The following is a 16,801-nucleotide window of genomic DNA, read 5'->3' on the forward strand; positions in this document are numbered from 1 at the left end:
GCCACGCGCCTCCAGGCCGTCACCAGGCAGGCCCACTGCCGGGCCGTCGGCCGTCCGGAATAGGGTTGCGGCATGCACGGTGAGTACAAGGTCCCCGGAGGCAAGCTGGTCGTCGTCGACCTCGAGGTCGTCGACGGCACGATCCAGCAGTTCCGCCTGGCGGGTGACTTCTTCCTGGAACCCGACGACGCGCTGCCGCTCATCGACGCGGCCGTGAACGGGCTCCCCGTCACCACCGACGCCGCGGGCATCGCCGCAGCCGTGCGGGCCGCACTGCCGACCGACGCCGTGCTGCTCGGCTTCACGCCCGAGTCCGTCGGCGTCGCGGTGCGCCGTGCGCTGTCGCGGGCCTCGACCTGGCGCGACCACGACTGGCAGATCGTGCACGAGGGGCCGATCAGCCCGAACGAGCACCTCGCGCTCGACCAGGTGCTCACGGAAGAGGTCGGCGCCGGACGCCGTGGCCCGACCCTGCGCATCTGGGAGTGGGACCAGCCGGCCGTCGTGATCGGCTCGTTCCAGTCGCTGAAGAACGAGGTCGACCCGGCCGGCGCCGAGAAGTACGGCGTGCAGGTGGTCCGACGCATCTCCGGCGGCGGCGCGATGTTCATGGACGCCGGTGCGGTCATCTCGTACTCGCTCTACGTGCCGTCCGACCTGGTGCAGGGCATGACCTTCGCCGACTCGTACGCGTTCCTCGACGAATGGGTGATCGAGGCGCTCAAGTCGCTCGGCATCGAGGCGTACTACCAGCCCCTCAACGACATCACCTCGACCAAGGGCAAGATCGGCGGGGCCGCTCAGAAGCGTCTCGGCACCGGGTCGCTGCTGCACCACGCCACCATGAGCTACGACATGGACGGCGAGAAGATGGTGCAGGTGCTGCGGATCGGGCGCGAGAAGATGAGCGACAAGGGCACCACCAGTGCCGCCAAGCGCGTCGACCCGCTGCGGTCACAGACCGGGCTGTCCCGCGCCGAGATCATCGAACGGTTGATCGGCACCTTCACCCGGCTGTACGGGGCGACCGAGGGACACGTGACCGAGGCCGAGCGCGAGCGGGCGCAGGAACTGGTGCGGACGAAGTTCGCGACGAAGGAGTGGCTCGAGCGGGTGCCGTGAGCCTCAGCGCTCGTCGTCCTCGTCGTCGGACCGCAGTGTGAGGTCGACCCGGCCGTCGACCGGTCCCGGGCGGAAGCTGTGGCGGGCGAGCGGGGCGTAGGCCACCCACCGGCCGGTGTCGGCGGAGCCGTCGTCGTCGTCGTCCGGATCGCCAGCCTCGTCGTCATCCGCTTCGTCGTCCGCCTCGTCGTCGTCCGATTCGTGGTCCGCTTCGTGGTCGTCCGCTTCGCCTCGGACGCCGAGCAGCTTCCGGGTGAGTGCCGACCGTTCGGTCAGGAGCGAGTCGAGCGCGGCGACCAGGTCGCCGTCCTCCGGTTCGGCTCCGCGCAGGGCCGCGCCGAGGACGCTCCGACGCATGAGCTCCTTCGCGAACGAGCCGGTCGTCCCCTCGGCGCGCTCGGCGGCACCGGCCAGGGCTTCGTCCGAGAACGGCAGCGCGCCGGCGTACCGACGGAACAGCCGCCGGCGCTCCGGCAGACCCGGCAGGGGGATCTCCACGGCGAGGTCGACACGTCCGGGCCGGTCGGCCAGGGCACGTTCGAGGACGGACACGCGGTTCGTGGTCATGACGAAGGCGACGTCGGCATCCCCGTCCAGGCCGTCGAGCGCGTCGAGCACCTCGAACAAGAGCGGTTGCGGCGACGCGTGCCGTTCCATCGCGACCAGGTCGATGTCCTCGAGCACGACGATCGACGGTTGGAAGGTCCGCGCGATCTCCGCCGCCGCCCCGATCGCCGCGATGCTCGAACCGGTGAGCAGGACCGCCGTCACGCCCTCGGTCCGGGTGAGCAGGTGTCGGATCGTCAGGGTCTTGCCGGTACCGGGCGGGCCGTACAGCAGGACACCACGCTTGAGGTGCTGCCCGGCAGCGAGGAGCGCCTCGCGCTGGTCGCCGATCCCGACGACGTGGTCGACCACCTCGTCCAGGACGCCGTCGGCCAGCACGACGTCGGCGGCGGCGATGTCGGGGCGCCGCAGGAACGTCGCGCCGGCGTCGGCGCCGTACTCGGAGCGCACGAACGACAGGACCTGGCCGCGGAGGACGCTGCGCTCGATCATGAGTGCGCGGAGGCGCCGCAGGAACGCCGCGGCGGCGTCCTGGTCGGCCGCGATGACCTCGAGCGTCGCACGTGCCCGGCCGTACTCCGGGTTGGCCGCACGCTGGACGACCGCCACGGGTGATCCGTCGAAGACGAGCATGCGGAGGCCCAGGGACACCACTCGGCGCGTGGTGTCCGGGCCGGTGGCGCGGTCGGTGTAGCTGACCGGCCCCGGTGCCCACTGCATGTGCTGGTTCGCGAGGAACTCGCTGACGGAGCTGTGGAACCGGGAGTCGTCGCCCGCGATGCCGATCAGCGCATCCGGGCGCGCGCCGGTGAGGGCTTCGAGCGCGATGTCCGCGTCGACCAGGCGGTGGTCGGGGAGTTCCTCGGTGACCACCGGGATCGACTGCGGATCGACACCCAGGTGGTCGCGGACCCGTTCGCCGATCGGCGTCAGGACCGCACGTTGCTCAGTCCCCGCGAGTTCGTTCGCGTGGTCGATGTAACGGGCGAACGCCCGCATGAGGTCCCGGTCTGCGTCGTCGAGCACGGCGTCATCATGGCACGCCGATGTGTCCGGTGACGCGGCGGCCGGAGCTGAGGGGGGACGTCCCGGCCGCCGCTGCCTCGAGTGTGCGCCTCGATCTCATGAACCAGACGTGTGGATGATGGGAATCCCCCGCGCGGCTGATCCGCTCGTCGCCCGGCCCACGTAGCGTCGCTGCCGTGAACTGGTTGATCTTCATGGGGGCGGTGGCCGCTGTGGCCGTCGTGGTGTGGATCGCCGATCGCTTGGGGTGGATCGACCTGTCGAACAAATCTCAGCGGAGCGGCGGATCCGGAGGCATGGTCGGGATGCTGGACGAGGTGTTCGCACCGACCCGGCACGAGACGCAAGCCGAGTACGAACGGCAGGCGCGCCTGCCGAAACAGGCACCGTCACCGGCGGACGATGACCACGACCTGCTCAGCGGCAACGTGCTCATCCGGGTGCCGACGGTGCGGAGCGCCGGGCGACACGAGGCACGCGCGGGGACGCACGACCGGTCGTACTGAGCTTCTGCGCGTCGTGCTGCTCGCTCAGCGGGTCGTGAGCTCCTGGTAGTCCGGGTGCCGCTCGATCCACGCGTGCACGTAGCTGCACTGCGCGACGACACGTCGCGACGACCCGGAACGCACGTCGTCGAGCGCGTGCTGCACCAGGATCGACGCGTGCCCGCCGCCGCGGTGCTCGGGATCGACCTCGGTGTGCACGAAGCGGATCTCGTCCCCGTCGATCTCGTACGCGGCGAAGCCGATGACCTCGCCGTCCTCGACCAGGGAGTACTGCTGCTTGTCGGTGTCGTTGCGGACCTCGGGTGCTGCTGCCATGCAGTCGACCGTACGCCGCGGCCGGGGCGTGCGCTCTGTGCTGGAGGCCTGCGCCGCGCGCCGCGTGCCTGCTCGGTGCGCGACAATGGGTCCGTGCGCAGGGGAGACGACCGAGGCCCGGACCGCGTCGTCCTCGGCGACGCCCTCGATGTGGTCGCCGCGTACCCGGACGGCTCCTTCACGCTGGTGTACCTCGACCCGCCGTTCAACACCGGCCGGTACCAGCGCCGGCACGCGACGTCCGCCGTGCCGAAGGCCGACGGCCCCGTGATGGGGTTCCACGGCCGGACCTACGAACGGGTGCGCGGCGACCTGATGCGCTTCGACGACCGGTTCGAGGACTACTGGTCGTTCCTCGAACCCCGCCTCATCGAGGCCTGGCGCCTGCTCGCCGCCGACGGCACGCTGTACCTGCACCTCGACTACCGCGAGTCGCACTACGCCAAGGTGCTGCTCGACGCGCTCTTCGGCCGCGAATCGTTCCTGAACGAGATCGTCTGGGCCTACGACTTCGGCGCCAAGTCCAAGACCCGGTGGCCCACGAAGCACGACACGATCCTGGTCTACGTGAAGGACCCGGCACGGTACTGGTTCGACTCCGAGGCCGTCGACCGCGAGCCGTACATGGCACCGGGGCTCGTCACCCCTGAGAAGCGCGAGCGCGGCAAGCTGCCCACCGACGTGTGGTGGCACACGATCGTCTCGCCGACCGGCCGTGAGAAGACCGGCTACCCGACGCAGAAGCCCGAGGGGGTGCTGCGGCGGATCGTGCAGGCGTCCTCACGCGAGGGCGACTGGGTCCTCGACTTCTTCGCAGGCAGCGGGACCACGGGTGCGGTGGCACAGGCGCTCGGGCGGCGGTACGTGCTGGTGGACGACAACCCGTCGGCGATCGACGTGATGCGGAAGCGGTTGCCGGGGGCCTCGTTCGAGGTTGCCGGAGCACCGGCGGCAGCGGCGGGGGACGCGGCGCCGGCGGTCTGAGGCGACGGAGTCGCTCTCGCGGCCGCGACGGGTGCATCCGCGCAGATGCGACGAGGTCGCCGTCGTGCGACAGCGACCTCGTCGTTCGGCATCAGCGGGCGGGCGCCCGCGCCGACTACTCGGCCGAGTGCCGCCCGTGTGCGTGCACGTCGTCAGCGTCCGGCCGGGAGGCCCGGCTCGCCTCCGCCGCATCGGCTGCGGCCCCGGGGGCGCCCGGCTCCACGGCCGTCGCCGCGTGCGCAGCCCGGGTCCGGATGGCACCGGTCGTCGTCGGGGGCTCGTCGACCGGCGCAGCCGCCGAGTGGGCACCGTGCGTCGTGGCGTTCGGCAGCGGCGCGCGGGTGTCGTCCGCACCGTCGGGTGCTCCGGCTGCTCCGGGCGCCCGAGCGGACCGGGGCTGCGGTGTCACGTCCGGTGAGGTCGGCACGTCGCGCGAGGACGCACCCGGCACCGTCGGCTCCGGCCCGGCGCCCGGAGCAGCAGCCGCGGCGTCGGCGGTCCGTGCCGCGTCGGCCTGCTCCTGCAACGCCGAGGTCTTGCGGAGCGGCGGCACCCGGAAGAACCACGTCAGCACGAACGCGAGCAGGATCACCGCGAGTCCGACGTAGTACACGCGGACGGCCGAGTCGCTGAACCCGACCAGGAACGGACGGCTGAGACGGGGGTCGGCCCCGTTCAGGAACGACGTGTCGCTCGTCGCCGAGTCGGTGGAGGAGTTCGCGGCCGAGTCGCCGCTCTTGAGCTGCTTGACGAGCGTCGGCGCGACCTGGTCGACGACGTTCTCCCGCTGCGCCCGGTCGGAGTAGTCGATCTGCAGCTTCCCGTCGACGACCGAGGCGTTCGCCTTCGTGGCGGCGGTCTCGAGCGCCTGCTGCTCGGCGGCGGGCTTCGCGTCGTCGACCTGCTGGGCGATGATCGTGTCCGCGGCGGCTGCGGGGACGGTGCCCGCGGCGACCTGCCGCTGCACGGCTGCGGTCACCTGCTTCGTCACGGCGGCGTCGGCTGCCTGCTTCGCCTGCGCGGCGCCCTGGTCGAGGCCGTCCTGCACGTTCTGCTGCACCGGGTCGACGATCTTCGTCCAGATCTCGTCCATCACGCCCTGGTTCTTCGAGGCGTTCGCGACCGAGGGGGTCATCGCGGCGTTGAGCGCGCTCTTCAGGTCCGACTCGTTCTGCATGGCGGCGCTGATGTTGGTCGGCATCAGGGTGAACAGCACGGAGAGCAGGACGGCGGTGCCCATGGTGCCGCCGATCTGGCGGAAGAACGTCGCGGCGCTCGTGGCGACACCGATGTCCCGGGGGGAGACCGAGTTCTGCGCGGCGAGGGTCAGCGTCTGCATGAGCTGCCCGAGCCCGAGGCCGATCAGGAACATGCCGAGCATCAGGAACCAGAGCGGCCGGTCGGCGGTCAGGAACGTCAGGACGGTGAAGCCGACGGCCGTGAACGCGGTGCCGGTGACGGGGAACACCTGGTAGTTGCCGGTCTTCGAGATGATCTGGCCGGAGGCGATCGACGAGATCATCAGTCCGAGCACCATCGGCAGCATCGCGAACCCGGACTCCGTCGGGGTCACGCCCTTCACGATCTGCAGGTAGAGCGGGATCGTCAGCATCGCGCCGAACATGCCGAAGCCGACCAGCACGGACAGGATCGCGGACATCGAGAAGACCCGTGACCCGAACAGCTTCATCGGCAGGATCGCGTCGTCGCCCATGGCCCGCTCGACGATGATGAACGCGATCAGGCCGAGGGCTCCGATGGCGTAGCAGGCGAACGCGGCGGGGGAGTCCCAGCCCCACTCGCGGCCCTGCTCGGCGATGAGCAGCAGTGGCACGAGGGTGACGATGACGAGCGTCGCGCCCCACCAGTCGATGCGGGGCTTGCCGCGGTTGCCGAACTTCGGCAGGTGCAGGAACGTCAGCACCATGAACAGCGCGATGACGCCGATCGGCACGTTGATCAGGAAGACCCAGCGCCAGCCGGCGATGAACAGCAGCTGGTCGGCGCCGGCGAAGACACCACCGACGAGCGGCCCGATGACCGACGAGATGCCGAAGACCGCCAGGAAGTAGCCCTGGTACTTCGCCCGCTCGCGTGGGGCGAGCATGTCGCCCATGATCGCCAGCGGCAGGGACATCAGGCCACCGGCACCCAGGCCCTGCAGCGCGCGGAACCCGGCGAGCATGAGCATCGAGTCCGAGAACGACGCGGCGAACGAGCCGACGATGAAGATGCCGATCGCGGTGATGAAGAGCGGCCGGCGACCGAAGATGTCGGAGAGCTTGCCGTAGATCGGGGTCGTCACCGTCGAGGCGATGAGGTACCCGGTGGTGACCCAGGCCTGCTGGTCGAGGCCGTGCAGGTCGTCGCCGATGGTGCGGATCGCGGTGCCGACGATGGTCTGGTCGAGGGCGCCGAGGAACATGCCGGCCATCAGGCCGTAGATCACCAACAGGATCTGTCGGTGCGTCATCACGACGTTGGACGCCGTGGTGGGGGCCGCGGGTGCGGTCGCCGTCTGGGTCATGAGCAGGGTCTCCCGGGTACCGATGCGCTGGCAGAACGATTTTTGCGCTGCCTGCAAAGTTACAACTGCCGCAAGTGCTCGGTCACACCGAGACCGCTTCCTGAGTGGATCGGCAGTCACGGTACGCCCGGTTCACCCCTGCGGCGCACGGCCTGGAGGCCCGGTTCGGTTCCGGCGGTCGGGCTGCGGGAACCGAGTCCCGCAGCCCGACCGACGAGGGCGTCAGGCGCCCAGTGCCGCGTCGACGATCTCCTTGGCTTCGCGCTGCACCTGCTCGAGGTGCTCCTGCCCGACGAAGCTCTCGGCGTAGATCTTGTAGACGTCCTCGGTGCCCGACGGCCGCGCGGCGAACCAGGCCTTGTCGGTGACGACCTTCACGCCGCCGACGGCAGCGTCGTTGCCCGGGGCCTTCGACAGCTTCGCGGTGATCGGGTCCCCGGCCAGGGTGTCCGCGGTGATGGCGTCGCCGTCGAGCTTGCCGAGGCGGGCCTTCTGCTCCTTCGAGGCCGCGGCGTCGACGCGCTGGTAGACCGGGGCGCCGAAGCGTTCGGTCAGCTCGGCGTAGAGCTGCGACGGGGTCTTGCCGGTCACGGCGACGATCTCGGACGCCAGGAGCGCCAGGATGATGCCGTCCTTGTCCGTCGTCCACGCGGTGCCGTCGGTGCGCAGGAAGGACGCACCTGCGGACTCTTCGCCGCCGAAGGCCACGGAGCCGTCGATCAGGCCGGGGACGAACCACTTGAAGCCGACCGGGACCTCCCACAGGCGACGGCCCAGGGACTCGGCGACGCGGTCGATGATGCTCGACGACACCAGCGTCTTGCCGATCGCGGCGTCGTCGCGCCACTCGGGTCGGTGCGCGTAGAGGTACTCGATCGCGACCGCGAGGTAGTGGTTCGGGTTCATCAGCCCGCCGTCGGGCGTGACGATGCCGTGCCGGTCGGAGTCGGCATCGTTGCCGGTGAGCACGTCGAAGTCGTCCTTGCGGGCGAGCACCGAGGCCATCGCCGAGGGGCTCGACGGGTCCATCCGGATCTTGCCGTCCCAGTCGAGGGTCATGAACGCCCACGTGGGGTCGACCTCGGGGTTCACGACGGTCAGGTCGAGGCCGTAGTGGTCGCGGATGGCGTTCCAGTACGGCAGCGAGGCGCCACCGAGCGGGTCCGCGCCGATCTTCACGCCGGCCTGCTTGATCGCCGCGATGTCGATGATGTTCTCGAGGTCGGCCACGTACGTGTTGAGGAAGTCGTAGCGCTCGGGCTCGGCGTCCTCGGTGCGCTGCACCTCGGCGTTGCCGCCCTCGATGATCGCGTTCGCCCGGTTCGCGATCCAGCTCGTGGCGTCGCTGTCCGCGGGGCCACCGTGCGGCGGGTTGTACTTGAAGCCGCCGTCGCGGGGCGGGTTGTGGCTCGGCGTGATGACGATGCCGTCCGCCGTGTCCGGGTTGCCGGCGCGGTTGTAGCGGATGATCGCGTGGCTCAGCGCGGGCGTCGGCACGAAGCCGTCCGCGCTGTCGGCGAGCACGCGCACGCCGTTGGCGGCCAGGACCTGCAGAGCGGTCTGCTCGGCCGGGGCGGAGAGCGCGTGGGTGTCGCGGCCGATGAAGAGCGGGCCGTCGGTGCCCTGCTCGCGGCGGTACTCGACGATCGCCTGCGTGATGGCGGCGATGTGGGTGTCGTTGAAGGCGGTGTCGAGCGACGACCCGCGGTGTCCGGACGTGCCGAACACGACCTTCTGCTCGGGGATCGAGACGTCGGGCACTCGGTCGTGGTAGGCGGCGAGGAGCTCGTCCAGGTCGACGAGGTCGTCTGCGGTCGCTGGGGTGCCGGCGCGGTCGTTCATGCGTCCATCCTGGCATCGGCGACCCTGACGCGTTCGGGGGAAGTGCGCGAGACTCCGGCGAGGACGCGAGCGAGCGGCCGCCCCACCCGGGTTGAGGGGGGACCCCCGGGGTGGACGACCGCTCGCAGTCTGTGGAGGCAGGCGCCTCAGGCGGTGCGGAACGAACCCGTCGCCGTGCGGAACGAGCCGGTCACGGTGCGCGACGAGGACGTCGCGGTGCCGGGACGGCGGAACTGCGTGTCGACGAAGCGGCCGAGTGCGCGGCCGATGCCGGTGCCGGTGTAGCTGCCGACGGGGCTGCGGGTCGCGTCGCCCGTGAAGGCGCCGAGCTCGGCGCGGGGCTCGAGGCCGGTCACGTAGGCGCCGCCCAGGGGGTTCTGACGGTTCTGCATGGGTGCTCCTCGTCGTCGTGCCGAGGTCCGCGGGTCACCGAGCCGGCGACCGCGACGCCGTCGGCTGGATGACCACCACTCTACCCCGTTGTCTTGCATTATGCAAAAGAAGGGCGGATCGGTCAGATCCACCCTCGGTCCCAGGCCGCGGCTGCCGCTGCGACGCGGTTGTCGACGTGCAGCTTCGCGATCGCCGACGACAGGTGGTTGCGGACCGTGCCGTGCGCGAGCGAGAGCTCCCGGGCGATCTGCTTCGTCGCGAGTCCGTCGTGGGTGCAGCGCAGGACGTCGGCCTCGCGCGGGGTGAGCGGGCTCTCGTCCTCGCTGAGCGCAGCCGCCGCGAGACCGGCGTCGATGTACCGCTCGCCCGCCGCCACGTCGCGGATGATCTCGGCCAGCCGGGCGGCCGGCGTGGACTTCGGGACGAAGCCGCGGACCCCGGCGGACAGGGCACGTCGGAGGGTTCCCGGCCGCGCGTGGCGGGTGACGATCACCGTGGGCATCGTGTCCGACAGCGCACGAGCGGCCTCGATGCCGTCGAGGACGGGCATCTCGAGGTCGAGCAGGACGACGTCCGGCAGGTGTCTCCGGGCTGCGGCCACCGCTGCGGCACCGTCGGGGACGTCGGCGACGACCTCGAGGTCGGGTTCCAGGCCGAGCAGGGCGACGAGTGCGCCGCGGATGAGCTCCTCGTCATCGGCGATCACGATCCTGATCACGTGGACACCACCGCTCGTGCGGGGGCCGGGATGCGGACCACCAGGGTGAAGCGGTCCGCACGCCGGTCGACGTGGACCGTCCCACCGTGTGGCGTGACGCGCTGCCGGAGCCCGTCGATGCCCGTCCCGGTCCCGGTCCCGGTCCCAGTGCCCGGCCGTTCGGACGACCGCGGCGCGTCGTTCGCCACCGTGAGGGCCCAGGCGTCGCCGTCGCGCAGCAGCTCGATCGACGCGGTGCTGGCGTGGCTGTGCCGGATGGTGTTCGTCGCGGCCTCGCGGATCGCGACGGCGAACAGGGCGCCGACCGCGTCGGGCATGCCGGCGGTCTCGAGCCGCACGCGGCAGTCGACCCCCGCCGACCGCAGGACAGCTGCGGCGTTCCGGGCCTCGACCGCCACCGTCACGGTGCGGTAACCGCCGACGAGCGCCCGGGTGTCCTCGAGCGCTTCCCGCGCCACGGTCCGGATGTCGGACAGCTCACCCCGGGCACGCTCGGGGTCGGCGTCGAGCAGCCGTTCGGCGAGCTCGCTCTTCAGCGCGATGACCTGCAGGTGGTGGCCCTGGATGTCGTGCAGGTCGGTGGCGAAGCGGAGTCGTTCCTCGGCGACGGCGAGGTCGGAGGCGGTGCGACGTGCGGCTTCGAGCCGGAGCACGACACGGTGGATCCAGACGACGCTGAGCGGCATCAAGGCGAAGAGCGCGAGGGTCCCGACCAGGACGAGTTCGGCGGGCTCGGCGCGGGCGTCGGCTGCCCCGACCAGCAGGACGACGGTGCCGGCGAGCACGGTGACCCGGGCCCACCCCCGCAGCAGGCAGCCGACCGTGCCGCCCGCGATCGCCAGGGTGAACGACCACGCGGAGCCGGTCGCCGACGGGACGAGCGAGACCACCCACGTGGCGACCGCGAGCACCAGCAGGGCGAGCACGGCCGGGTGGCGCGCCGACGCCGCACCGGCGGGACGGAGCAGCAGCGGGATCGATGCGAGCGCCGCCACCGTCGCGGCGACGGTGAGCACGACGAGCACGGGGGTCCGCGCTGTCGGCGGACTGTCTGTGCCGATCAGGACCTGCGCGCCGCAGCCCACCAGCACCACGAGCCACAGCGACGCGACCGAGGACCAGTGGACGACCCGGACGTCGGCGTCGGCGCGGGGCGGCTCCTGCCCGGGTTGCGTCACGCGCCCAGGGTAGCGAGGGTCGCGTCGGTGTCCCTGGCGATCCGTTCCGACAACGTGTGGTGCAGGTAGTGGTCGCCGACCAGTCCGATGACCCGGCCGTGTTCCACGCTCGCGGCCTGACGTTCGTGCAGCCGGACCCAGTTCGGCACGTCGTCGTCGTTGGTCCGCACGAACAACAGCACCGGCAGGTCGGTGGGGAACCGCGAGTCCTCGACGGACCGGAAGTTCTCCGGCGCGTGCCGCATCTCGTCGATGATCGTCGGGGCGGCACCGTTCTTCGCCGAGAGCAGCTGCATCTGGCGCTTCGTCCCGTCGTCGTAGGCGTCGCCGTACGTGTCCGACGACGCTCCGCCGAGTGCGCGCAGCAGGCCGAGCCGATCGAGGGCGACGATCGTGCCGGTCGGGATCGGCTCGTCCCAGCTCGACTGCCGCGGCACACTGCTGTCGATGCCGACGAAGGCGGTCACCTCGTCGCGGTACCGCTCCGTGTAGGGCAGCGCGTAGATGCCCGCGACCGAGTGGCCCATCAGCACGTACCGGTCGACGTGCAGGTGCTGCAGGGCCTCGTGGACCTCGCGGGTGATGTTCGCCGCGGTCCGCGGGACGTCGGTCTGGTCGCTCAGCCCGGTACCGAAGGGTTCGACGGCGACGACCCGGTGCGAGCGGGCGAGCTGGTCGATGAGCGGCCCGAAGTCGAGCCCGGGGGCGGCGGTGCCGAGCCCCGGCAGGAGCACGATCGTCCCCGTGTCGGACGTGGTGCCGGCGCCGCGGACGACGACGTTCATCCGCTTGCCGTCGACGGGCACGCGCTCGCCGTAGTCGTCGATCTCGGATGCCTCGACGTGGGTCGCGACGACGTTGACGACCGTCGTCGTCGCCAGGGCGAGGACCGGGACCGCCACCAGTGCGCCGAGGGTGATCAGGGTGATGCGCAGGGACTTCCGCACGGAGCTCGTCTCGATCGGGCCGCGCGGGGTCAGCACGGCGGGTCCGATCAGTCAAACGGCGCGGGGCGCGGAGCGGATGTGCCCCGGTGTCACGATCGACCGTGACGGATGTCACGGTCGATCGTGCCACGGTCCGGTCAGGCGAGCAGCTCGCAGAAGTTCCGGCCCTCGGCCGTCCAGCTCTGCCGCGCGACCAGTCCGGCTTCGGCTGCGTGCCGGTGCAGGGCGTCGAGCCCGACCTCGGCCCACGGGAACCCGGCGCTCTCGTTGCCGTCGGCGTCGACCACCCGGGCGGTGTACACGCGGTCGGCCGCGACCTCGGGGTTCGTCTCGACGATGACCCGGCCGCCGGCGCGCACGATCGCACGGCAACGGGCGAGCAGGGCCGTGGGGTCGCCCCCGATGCCGATGTTGCCGTCGATCACGAGCGCGGTGTCCCAGTGGCCCTCGTCGGGTACGGCATCGAACACGGAGCCCTGCAGGGCGGTGCCGCCGGAGCGCTGCGCGATGGCGACGGCCTCGGCGGAGACGTCCACGCCGAGCGCTGGGATGCCCCGGGACCGTGCTGCGACGAGCATCCGGCCCGGCCCGCAGCCGATGTCGATGACCCCGCCGTCGACGTCGTCGAGCAGCGAGCGGTCGACGCGGTCGGCGGCGGCGCTCCAGCGGCCGACGTCCATCGTGGTGACGGCGTCGGGACGGTCGGCGTCGGTGAGGCGCAGGTGGCCGTCGGTGCGCAGGGCACGGGCGTACGGTTCGCCGCCGCCGGCACCGAACGAGACGGGTGCGTGCATGGTCATCGGGTGCTCCCCACGGTCTCGGCACGGAGTGCTCGGGTGAAGTCGGAGTCGGGTGCGAGGTCGGCGACCCGCTCGGCGTCCGGCATGGTGTCGACGTCGAGCAGCTCGCCGAGCACGCCCACGTCGAGGCCGGCGTCGGTCAGTCGTGCCAGCTGCACGGCTCCGGTGTCGTCGCGCGACATCGGCACGCCGCGCAGCAGGTCGCCGGTGGGCTGTCGCAGGTACAGCGACCAGAAGCCGCCGTCCTCGGCCGGGCCGAACCAGGCATCGCGGACAGCATCGTCGAACACGGGCGCGAGGTCCGCGGTGGACACCTGCGGGGTGTCCATGCCGACGAGCAGCAGCGGGCCGTCGACGGCGTCGAACAGGAACCCGAGGCGCTCGTCCAGACCGCCACCGGGCTGGTGCAGCACCTCGAAGCCGTCGGCCGACGCCGGCACGACGTCGCCGTCGAAGAACAGGACACGACGCGCCGCGGGCAGGGCCCGGACGGTCGCCAGCGTGTCGCCGAGGCTCGCGGACGCGACACGTGCGGCGCCCTCGGGGGAGAGCGCCGGGGTCAGCCGGGTCTTCACCTTGCCGGGCAGGCACTCCTTCGCCACGACGGCGATGGTCACGCCGGCGCGCGCAGCGTCGGTGCCGTGGGCGTCGGCGGCGGTCACGAGCGGGCCTCCTCGGCCACGGGGGCGGACTCGGCCGCCTGCCGGAGCGGTCCCGGTGCGACGACCCGGACACGGGCCTCCCGGCGGTACGCACGGAGCAGGCGGGACATGTCCCGCACCGCGTTGACGGTGCCGCGGAGCGTGCCGGTCACCTTGCTGTCGCCGATGCGCTGCGCGTACCCGATGTCGGACTCGTCGACGCGCCAACCGGCCGCGTGGGCGGCCAGGACCATCTCGAGCGGGTAGCCGCTGCGACGGTCGCGCAGGTCGAGGGAGACGAGGTCCTCGCGGCGCATCACGCGCATCGGGCCGAGGTCGCGCAGGCGGTAACCGGTCGCGCGGTGCATGAGGACGGCGAGGACGCGGTTCGCGAAGCGTGCGTGCGGAGCCCACGCACCGCGGCCCGTCGGGACGCGGCGGCCGAGTGCCAGGTCGACGCGGCCGCTGGCCACGCGGTCGACCAGGGGCGGGAGTTCGGCGGGGTCCATCGAGGCGTCGGCGTCGCAGAACGCGACGAAGTCGGCGGTCGCCGCGGCGACGCCGGCGGCGCAGGCCGAGCCGAAGCCCTTGACGGGTTCGGTCACGACGAGGGCGCCGTGGGCGCGGGCGACGTCGGCCGATCCGTCGGTCGATCCGTTGTCGACGACGATGGCCCGGTAGCCCGTGGGGAGCCGTGCGATGACCTTCGGCAGGGCGTCCGCCTCGTCGAGGCAGGGCAGGATCACGTCGACAGTCATGTCCGTCATTCGGTGCGGTCGGTCGGATCGACGGGTCTGTCCTGGCATGTCCTCGACACAACACGACGATGCGCCGCGGGGTACAGGAAACTGCCGGGTCCTGGTCGTTCCGCGCGTTCGGTGCCGGCCGGGTCCCCAGTACGGGGGACAGGGTGCGTTCGTGTCGCGTGTGCGGGTGCCAGAAGACGCCGTCGTGTCGTCGAGACGCCGCCGAATGCGGCGGCGTCTCGCGCGCCAGGGGGCGTGTTGCCGACACGACGGCGTCCTGCGTGGCCGTGGTGGTGGGGACTGCGGACGGGAGGCGCGGGGCGGGGCCGCCACGGGCCTCCCGTCCGACGGCTGGTCGCGCTCTCAGGCGCCGCTCGCGGCGCGCGACCCGCTCGCGTGTTCCGGCTAGCGGACGGCGCTGCGGAGCGGAGCCGTCGCGAAGTCGCGCATGCCTGCTTCGAAGTCGACCCCGGCGTGCCAGCCGAGCTCGGCGGCGATGCGTGCCGAACTCGCCGTGACGTGGCGGACGTCGCCCAGTCGGTACTCGCCGGTGACGACCGGCTGCGGGCCGTCGGGTCCGGCGATCGCCGCGGCCATGTCGCCGATGGTGTGCACGGTGCCCGAGCCGACGTTGTACGCGCGGAAGGTGTCCGACGGCAGGTCGGCGGTCGCCGCGATCGAGGCGGCGTTCGCGCCGGCGACGTCGTCGACGTGCACGAAGTCGCGTCGCTGGGCGCCGTCCTCGAAGACCCGGGGGGCCTCGCCGCGGGCCAGCGCCGAGCGGAACAGGGACGCGACACCGGCGTAGGGGGTGTTCGCTGGCATGCCCGGTCCGTAGACGTTGTGGTAGCGGAGCGCGATCGCGCGGCCGCCCGTGGCACGCGCCCAGCTCGAGGCCAGGTGCTCCTGCGCGACCTTCGTCTGCGCGTACACGTTGCGGGGGTCGAGCGCGGCGGACTCGTCGATCAGGCCGGGCAGCAGGGGCTGACCGTCGGGCCCGATCGGGTCGAAGCGGCCGGCGTCGAGGTCCTCGCGGCGGCGGGCCGGCGGACGGGTGGGTTCGCCGGACGCGGTGGTGTACGCACCCTCGCCGTAGACGACCATCGAGCTGGCGACGACGAGCCGGCCGATGTCGTGCCGGTCCATGCCGGCGAGGACGTGGGCGGTGCCGGCGTCGTTCGACGAGACGTAGTCGGGGGCGTCCTGGAAGTCCACGCCCAGGCCCACCTTGGCGGCCTGGTGGCACACGACGTCGATGCCGTCGAGGGAGGCGTCGAGGGCGACCCGGTCACGGACGTCGCCGTGCACGAACGCGATGCCCTGCTGCTGGTGGGCGCGGATGACCTCGGCGGGGTCGCCGTGCACGTCGTCGCGCAGGGAGTCGAGGACGCGGACCTCGTGGCCGTCGGCCAGGGCACGACGGACGATCGCGGAGCCGATGAAGCCCGCGCCGCCGGTGACGAGGAGGCGGCTCATGCGGTCGCGCCCGTGGTGGCGGTGGCAGCGGGCTGGGCCTGCGTGGGTGTCGCACCCGTGGGCTGGGTCTGCATGATGCTGGCGCTCGCGCTGGTGGGGACGAGTTCGCGCGGGGTGAAGTCGTCGGGGATCGCGGCGACGATCTGGCCGATGGCGCGGACGATGACCTCGTTGGCGCGAGCGAGGCGTTCCATGACGAGGGCGTGGGTGACGACGGCGCCGGCGTCGTCGACGCCGGGGCCGCTGGCTGCGGCTGCGGCGTCGGCTGCAGCTGCCGCGTCGGCTGCGGCTTCGTCCTCGGTCGGGGCCAGGCCGGCGTCGGCGTCGGTCACGAACGACAGGTTCACGGTCGCGATGCCCAGTTCCGCGGCGAGCGGCACCTCGGGCGTCATCGTCATGTTGATGGTGTGGCCGCCGGCCTGGCGGAGCCAGACGGACTCGGCGCGGGTGGAGAACCGGGGACCCTGGATGACGACGCACGTGCCGGTCGGGCGGAACGGCACGTCGAGTCCGGCGACGGCGTCGATCGCCGCACGGCGGAGCGTCGGGTCGAACGGGTCCGCGAAGGACAGGTGCTGCACGTCGTCCTCGAAGAACGTGTCGGCGCGGCCCCAGGTGCGGTCGATGAGCTGGTCGGTCACGACGAAGGTGCCCGGGGCGTAGTCGGGGTGCAGGCCGCCGACGGCGCTCGAGGACACGATCGCGCGGACGCCGAGCGAGCGGAGCGCCCAGACGTTCGCACGGTGGTTGATGCGGTGCGGGGCGACGGAGTGCTCACGGCCGTGGCGGGTCAGGAACGCGACCCGTCGTCCGGACATCGTGCCGATGCTGATCGGGCTCGAGGTCGGGCCGAACGGGGTCGGGACGTCGAGCTCGTCGGCGGTGCCCTCCTCGAACAGCTGGTAGAGGCCGGAGCCTCCGATGACACCGATCGTCACGGCTTCGTCGTTCTCCACAGGTCCTCCGGTTGGTCGTCGGCGCGGGCTGCGCGCTGGATACGCTACTGACGGCGC

General features: G+C 71.9%; 16 protein-coding genes. 3 read left to right on the forward strand and 13 right to left on the reverse strand.

Features of this window, described 5'->3' with window-relative positions:
- Window positions 1-72 precede the first annotated feature (72 nt).
- The gene (locus MXD64_RS03445; RefSeq protein WP_111024937.1) at window positions 73-1,122 is read left to right on the forward strand and encodes a lipoate--protein ligase family protein; all 1,050 of its coding nucleotides are present in this window, start codon (window positions 73-75) and stop codon (window positions 1,120-1,122) included.
- A 3-nt stretch (window positions 1,123-1,125) separates the two neighbouring features.
- Here MXD64_RS03445 and MXD64_RS03450 read toward each other — a convergent pair whose 3' ends face one another.
- Window positions 1,126-2,715, reverse strand: coding sequence for an AAA family ATPase (locus MXD64_RS03450; protein WP_140448357.1), 1,590 nt, complete (start codon window positions 2,713-2,715; stop codon window positions 1,126-1,128).
- A gap of 176 nt (window positions 2,716-2,891) precedes the next feature.
- Here MXD64_RS03450 and MXD64_RS03455 point away from each other — a divergent pair, with 176 nt between their 5' ends.
- Window positions 2,892-3,221 (forward strand): hypothetical protein, encoded by a 330-nt coding sequence (locus MXD64_RS03455; RefSeq protein WP_017886186.1) that lies wholly within the window; start codon window positions 2,892-2,894, stop codon window positions 3,219-3,221.
- Window positions 3,222-3,245: 24 nt separating this feature from the next.
- Here MXD64_RS03455 and MXD64_RS03460 read toward each other — a convergent pair whose 3' ends face one another.
- Window positions 3,246-3,536, reverse strand: coding sequence for a GNAT family N-acetyltransferase (locus tag MXD64_RS03460; RefSeq protein WP_017886185.1), 291 nt, complete (start codon window positions 3,534-3,536; stop codon window positions 3,246-3,248).
- Window positions 3,537-3,629: 93 nt separating this feature from the next.
- Between MXD64_RS03460 and MXD64_RS03465 the strand changes: the two genes are divergently transcribed.
- Window positions 3,630-4,520 (forward strand): DNA-methyltransferase, encoded by an 891-nt coding sequence (locus tag MXD64_RS03465; protein WP_411512251.1) that lies wholly within the window; start codon window positions 3,630-3,632, stop codon window positions 4,518-4,520.
- Window positions 4,521-4,635: 115 nt separating this feature from the next.
- Here the strand turns inward: MXD64_RS03465 and MXD64_RS03470 are convergent, their stop codons facing one another.
- The 11 genes from MXD64_RS03470 to MXD64_RS03520 form a co-directional block, all read right to left on the reverse strand.
- Window positions 4,636-7,047, reverse strand: a complete 2,412-nt coding sequence (locus MXD64_RS03470) for an MDR family MFS transporter (RefSeq protein ID WP_263137133.1) — start codon at window positions 7,045-7,047, stop codon at window positions 4,636-4,638.
- Window positions 7,048-7,269: 222 nt separating this feature from the next.
- On the reverse strand, window positions 7,270-8,889 hold the full coding sequence (pgm, locus tag MXD64_RS03475; RefSeq protein ID WP_071251543.1) for a phosphoglucomutase (alpha-D-glucose-1,6-bisphosphate-dependent): 1,620 nt from the start codon (window positions 8,887-8,889) through the stop codon (window positions 7,270-7,272).
- 146 nt (window positions 8,890-9,035) lie between these two features.
- Window positions 9,036-9,281 carry a hypothetical protein gene (locus MXD64_RS03480; RefSeq protein ID WP_214519087.1) on the reverse strand — a complete coding sequence of 82 codons (246 nt, stop codon included), beginning with the start codon at window positions 9,279-9,281 and terminating at the stop codon, window positions 9,036-9,038.
- 122 nt (window positions 9,282-9,403) lie between these two features.
- Entirely contained in the window at window positions 9,404-10,000 is a 597-nt protein-coding gene (locus MXD64_RS03485; RefSeq protein WP_042537815.1) for a response regulator transcription factor, read from the reverse strand.
- Entirely contained in the window at window positions 9,997-11,178 is a 1,182-nt protein-coding gene (locus MXD64_RS03490) for a sensor histidine kinase (protein ID WP_263137134.1), read from the reverse strand. The genes MXD64_RS03485 and MXD64_RS03490 overlap by 4 nt, the downstream gene beginning before the upstream one ends.
- Window positions 11,175-12,161 (reverse strand): alpha/beta hydrolase, encoded by a 987-nt coding sequence (locus MXD64_RS03495; protein WP_214519091.1) that lies wholly within the window; start codon window positions 12,159-12,161, stop codon window positions 11,175-11,177. The genes MXD64_RS03490 and MXD64_RS03495 overlap by 4 nt, the downstream gene beginning before the upstream one ends.
- A 101-nt stretch (window positions 12,162-12,262) precedes the next feature.
- Window positions 12,263-12,925 carry a class I SAM-dependent methyltransferase gene (locus tag MXD64_RS03500; RefSeq protein ID WP_159557408.1) on the reverse strand — a complete coding sequence of 221 codons (663 nt, stop codon included), beginning with the start codon at window positions 12,923-12,925 and terminating at the stop codon, window positions 12,263-12,265.
- On the reverse strand, window positions 12,922-13,587 hold the full coding sequence (locus tag MXD64_RS03505; RefSeq protein ID WP_214519093.1) for a TIGR04282 family arsenosugar biosynthesis glycosyltransferase: 666 nt from the start codon (window positions 13,585-13,587) through the stop codon (window positions 12,922-12,924). Before MXD64_RS03505 ends, MXD64_RS03500 begins: the two co-directional genes overlap by 4 nt.
- Window positions 13,584-14,333: a glycosyltransferase family 2 protein gene (locus tag MXD64_RS03510; protein WP_017886175.1), complete on the reverse strand. Its 750-nt coding sequence runs from the start codon at window positions 14,331-14,333 to the stop codon at window positions 13,584-13,586. The genes MXD64_RS03505 and MXD64_RS03510 overlap by 4 nt, the downstream gene beginning before the upstream one ends.
- A gap of 384 nt (window positions 14,334-14,717) precedes the next feature.
- Entirely contained in the window at window positions 14,718-15,788 is a 1,071-nt protein-coding gene (locus MXD64_RS03515; protein ID WP_214519095.1) for an NAD-dependent epimerase/dehydratase family protein, read from the reverse strand.
- The gene (locus MXD64_RS03520) at window positions 15,785-16,744 is read right to left on the reverse strand and encodes an MTAP family purine nucleoside phosphorylase (RefSeq protein ID WP_056069237.1); all 960 of its coding nucleotides are present in this window, start codon (window positions 16,742-16,744) and stop codon (window positions 15,785-15,787) included. Before MXD64_RS03520 ends, MXD64_RS03515 begins: the two co-directional genes overlap by 4 nt.
- Between the last annotated feature and the right edge of the window lie 57 nt (window positions 16,745-16,801).

It is taken from the genome of Curtobacterium sp. Arg-1, assembly GCF_025643395.1.
GTDB lineage: Bacteria > Actinomycetota > Actinomycetes > Actinomycetales > Microbacteriaceae > Curtobacterium > Curtobacterium poinsettiae.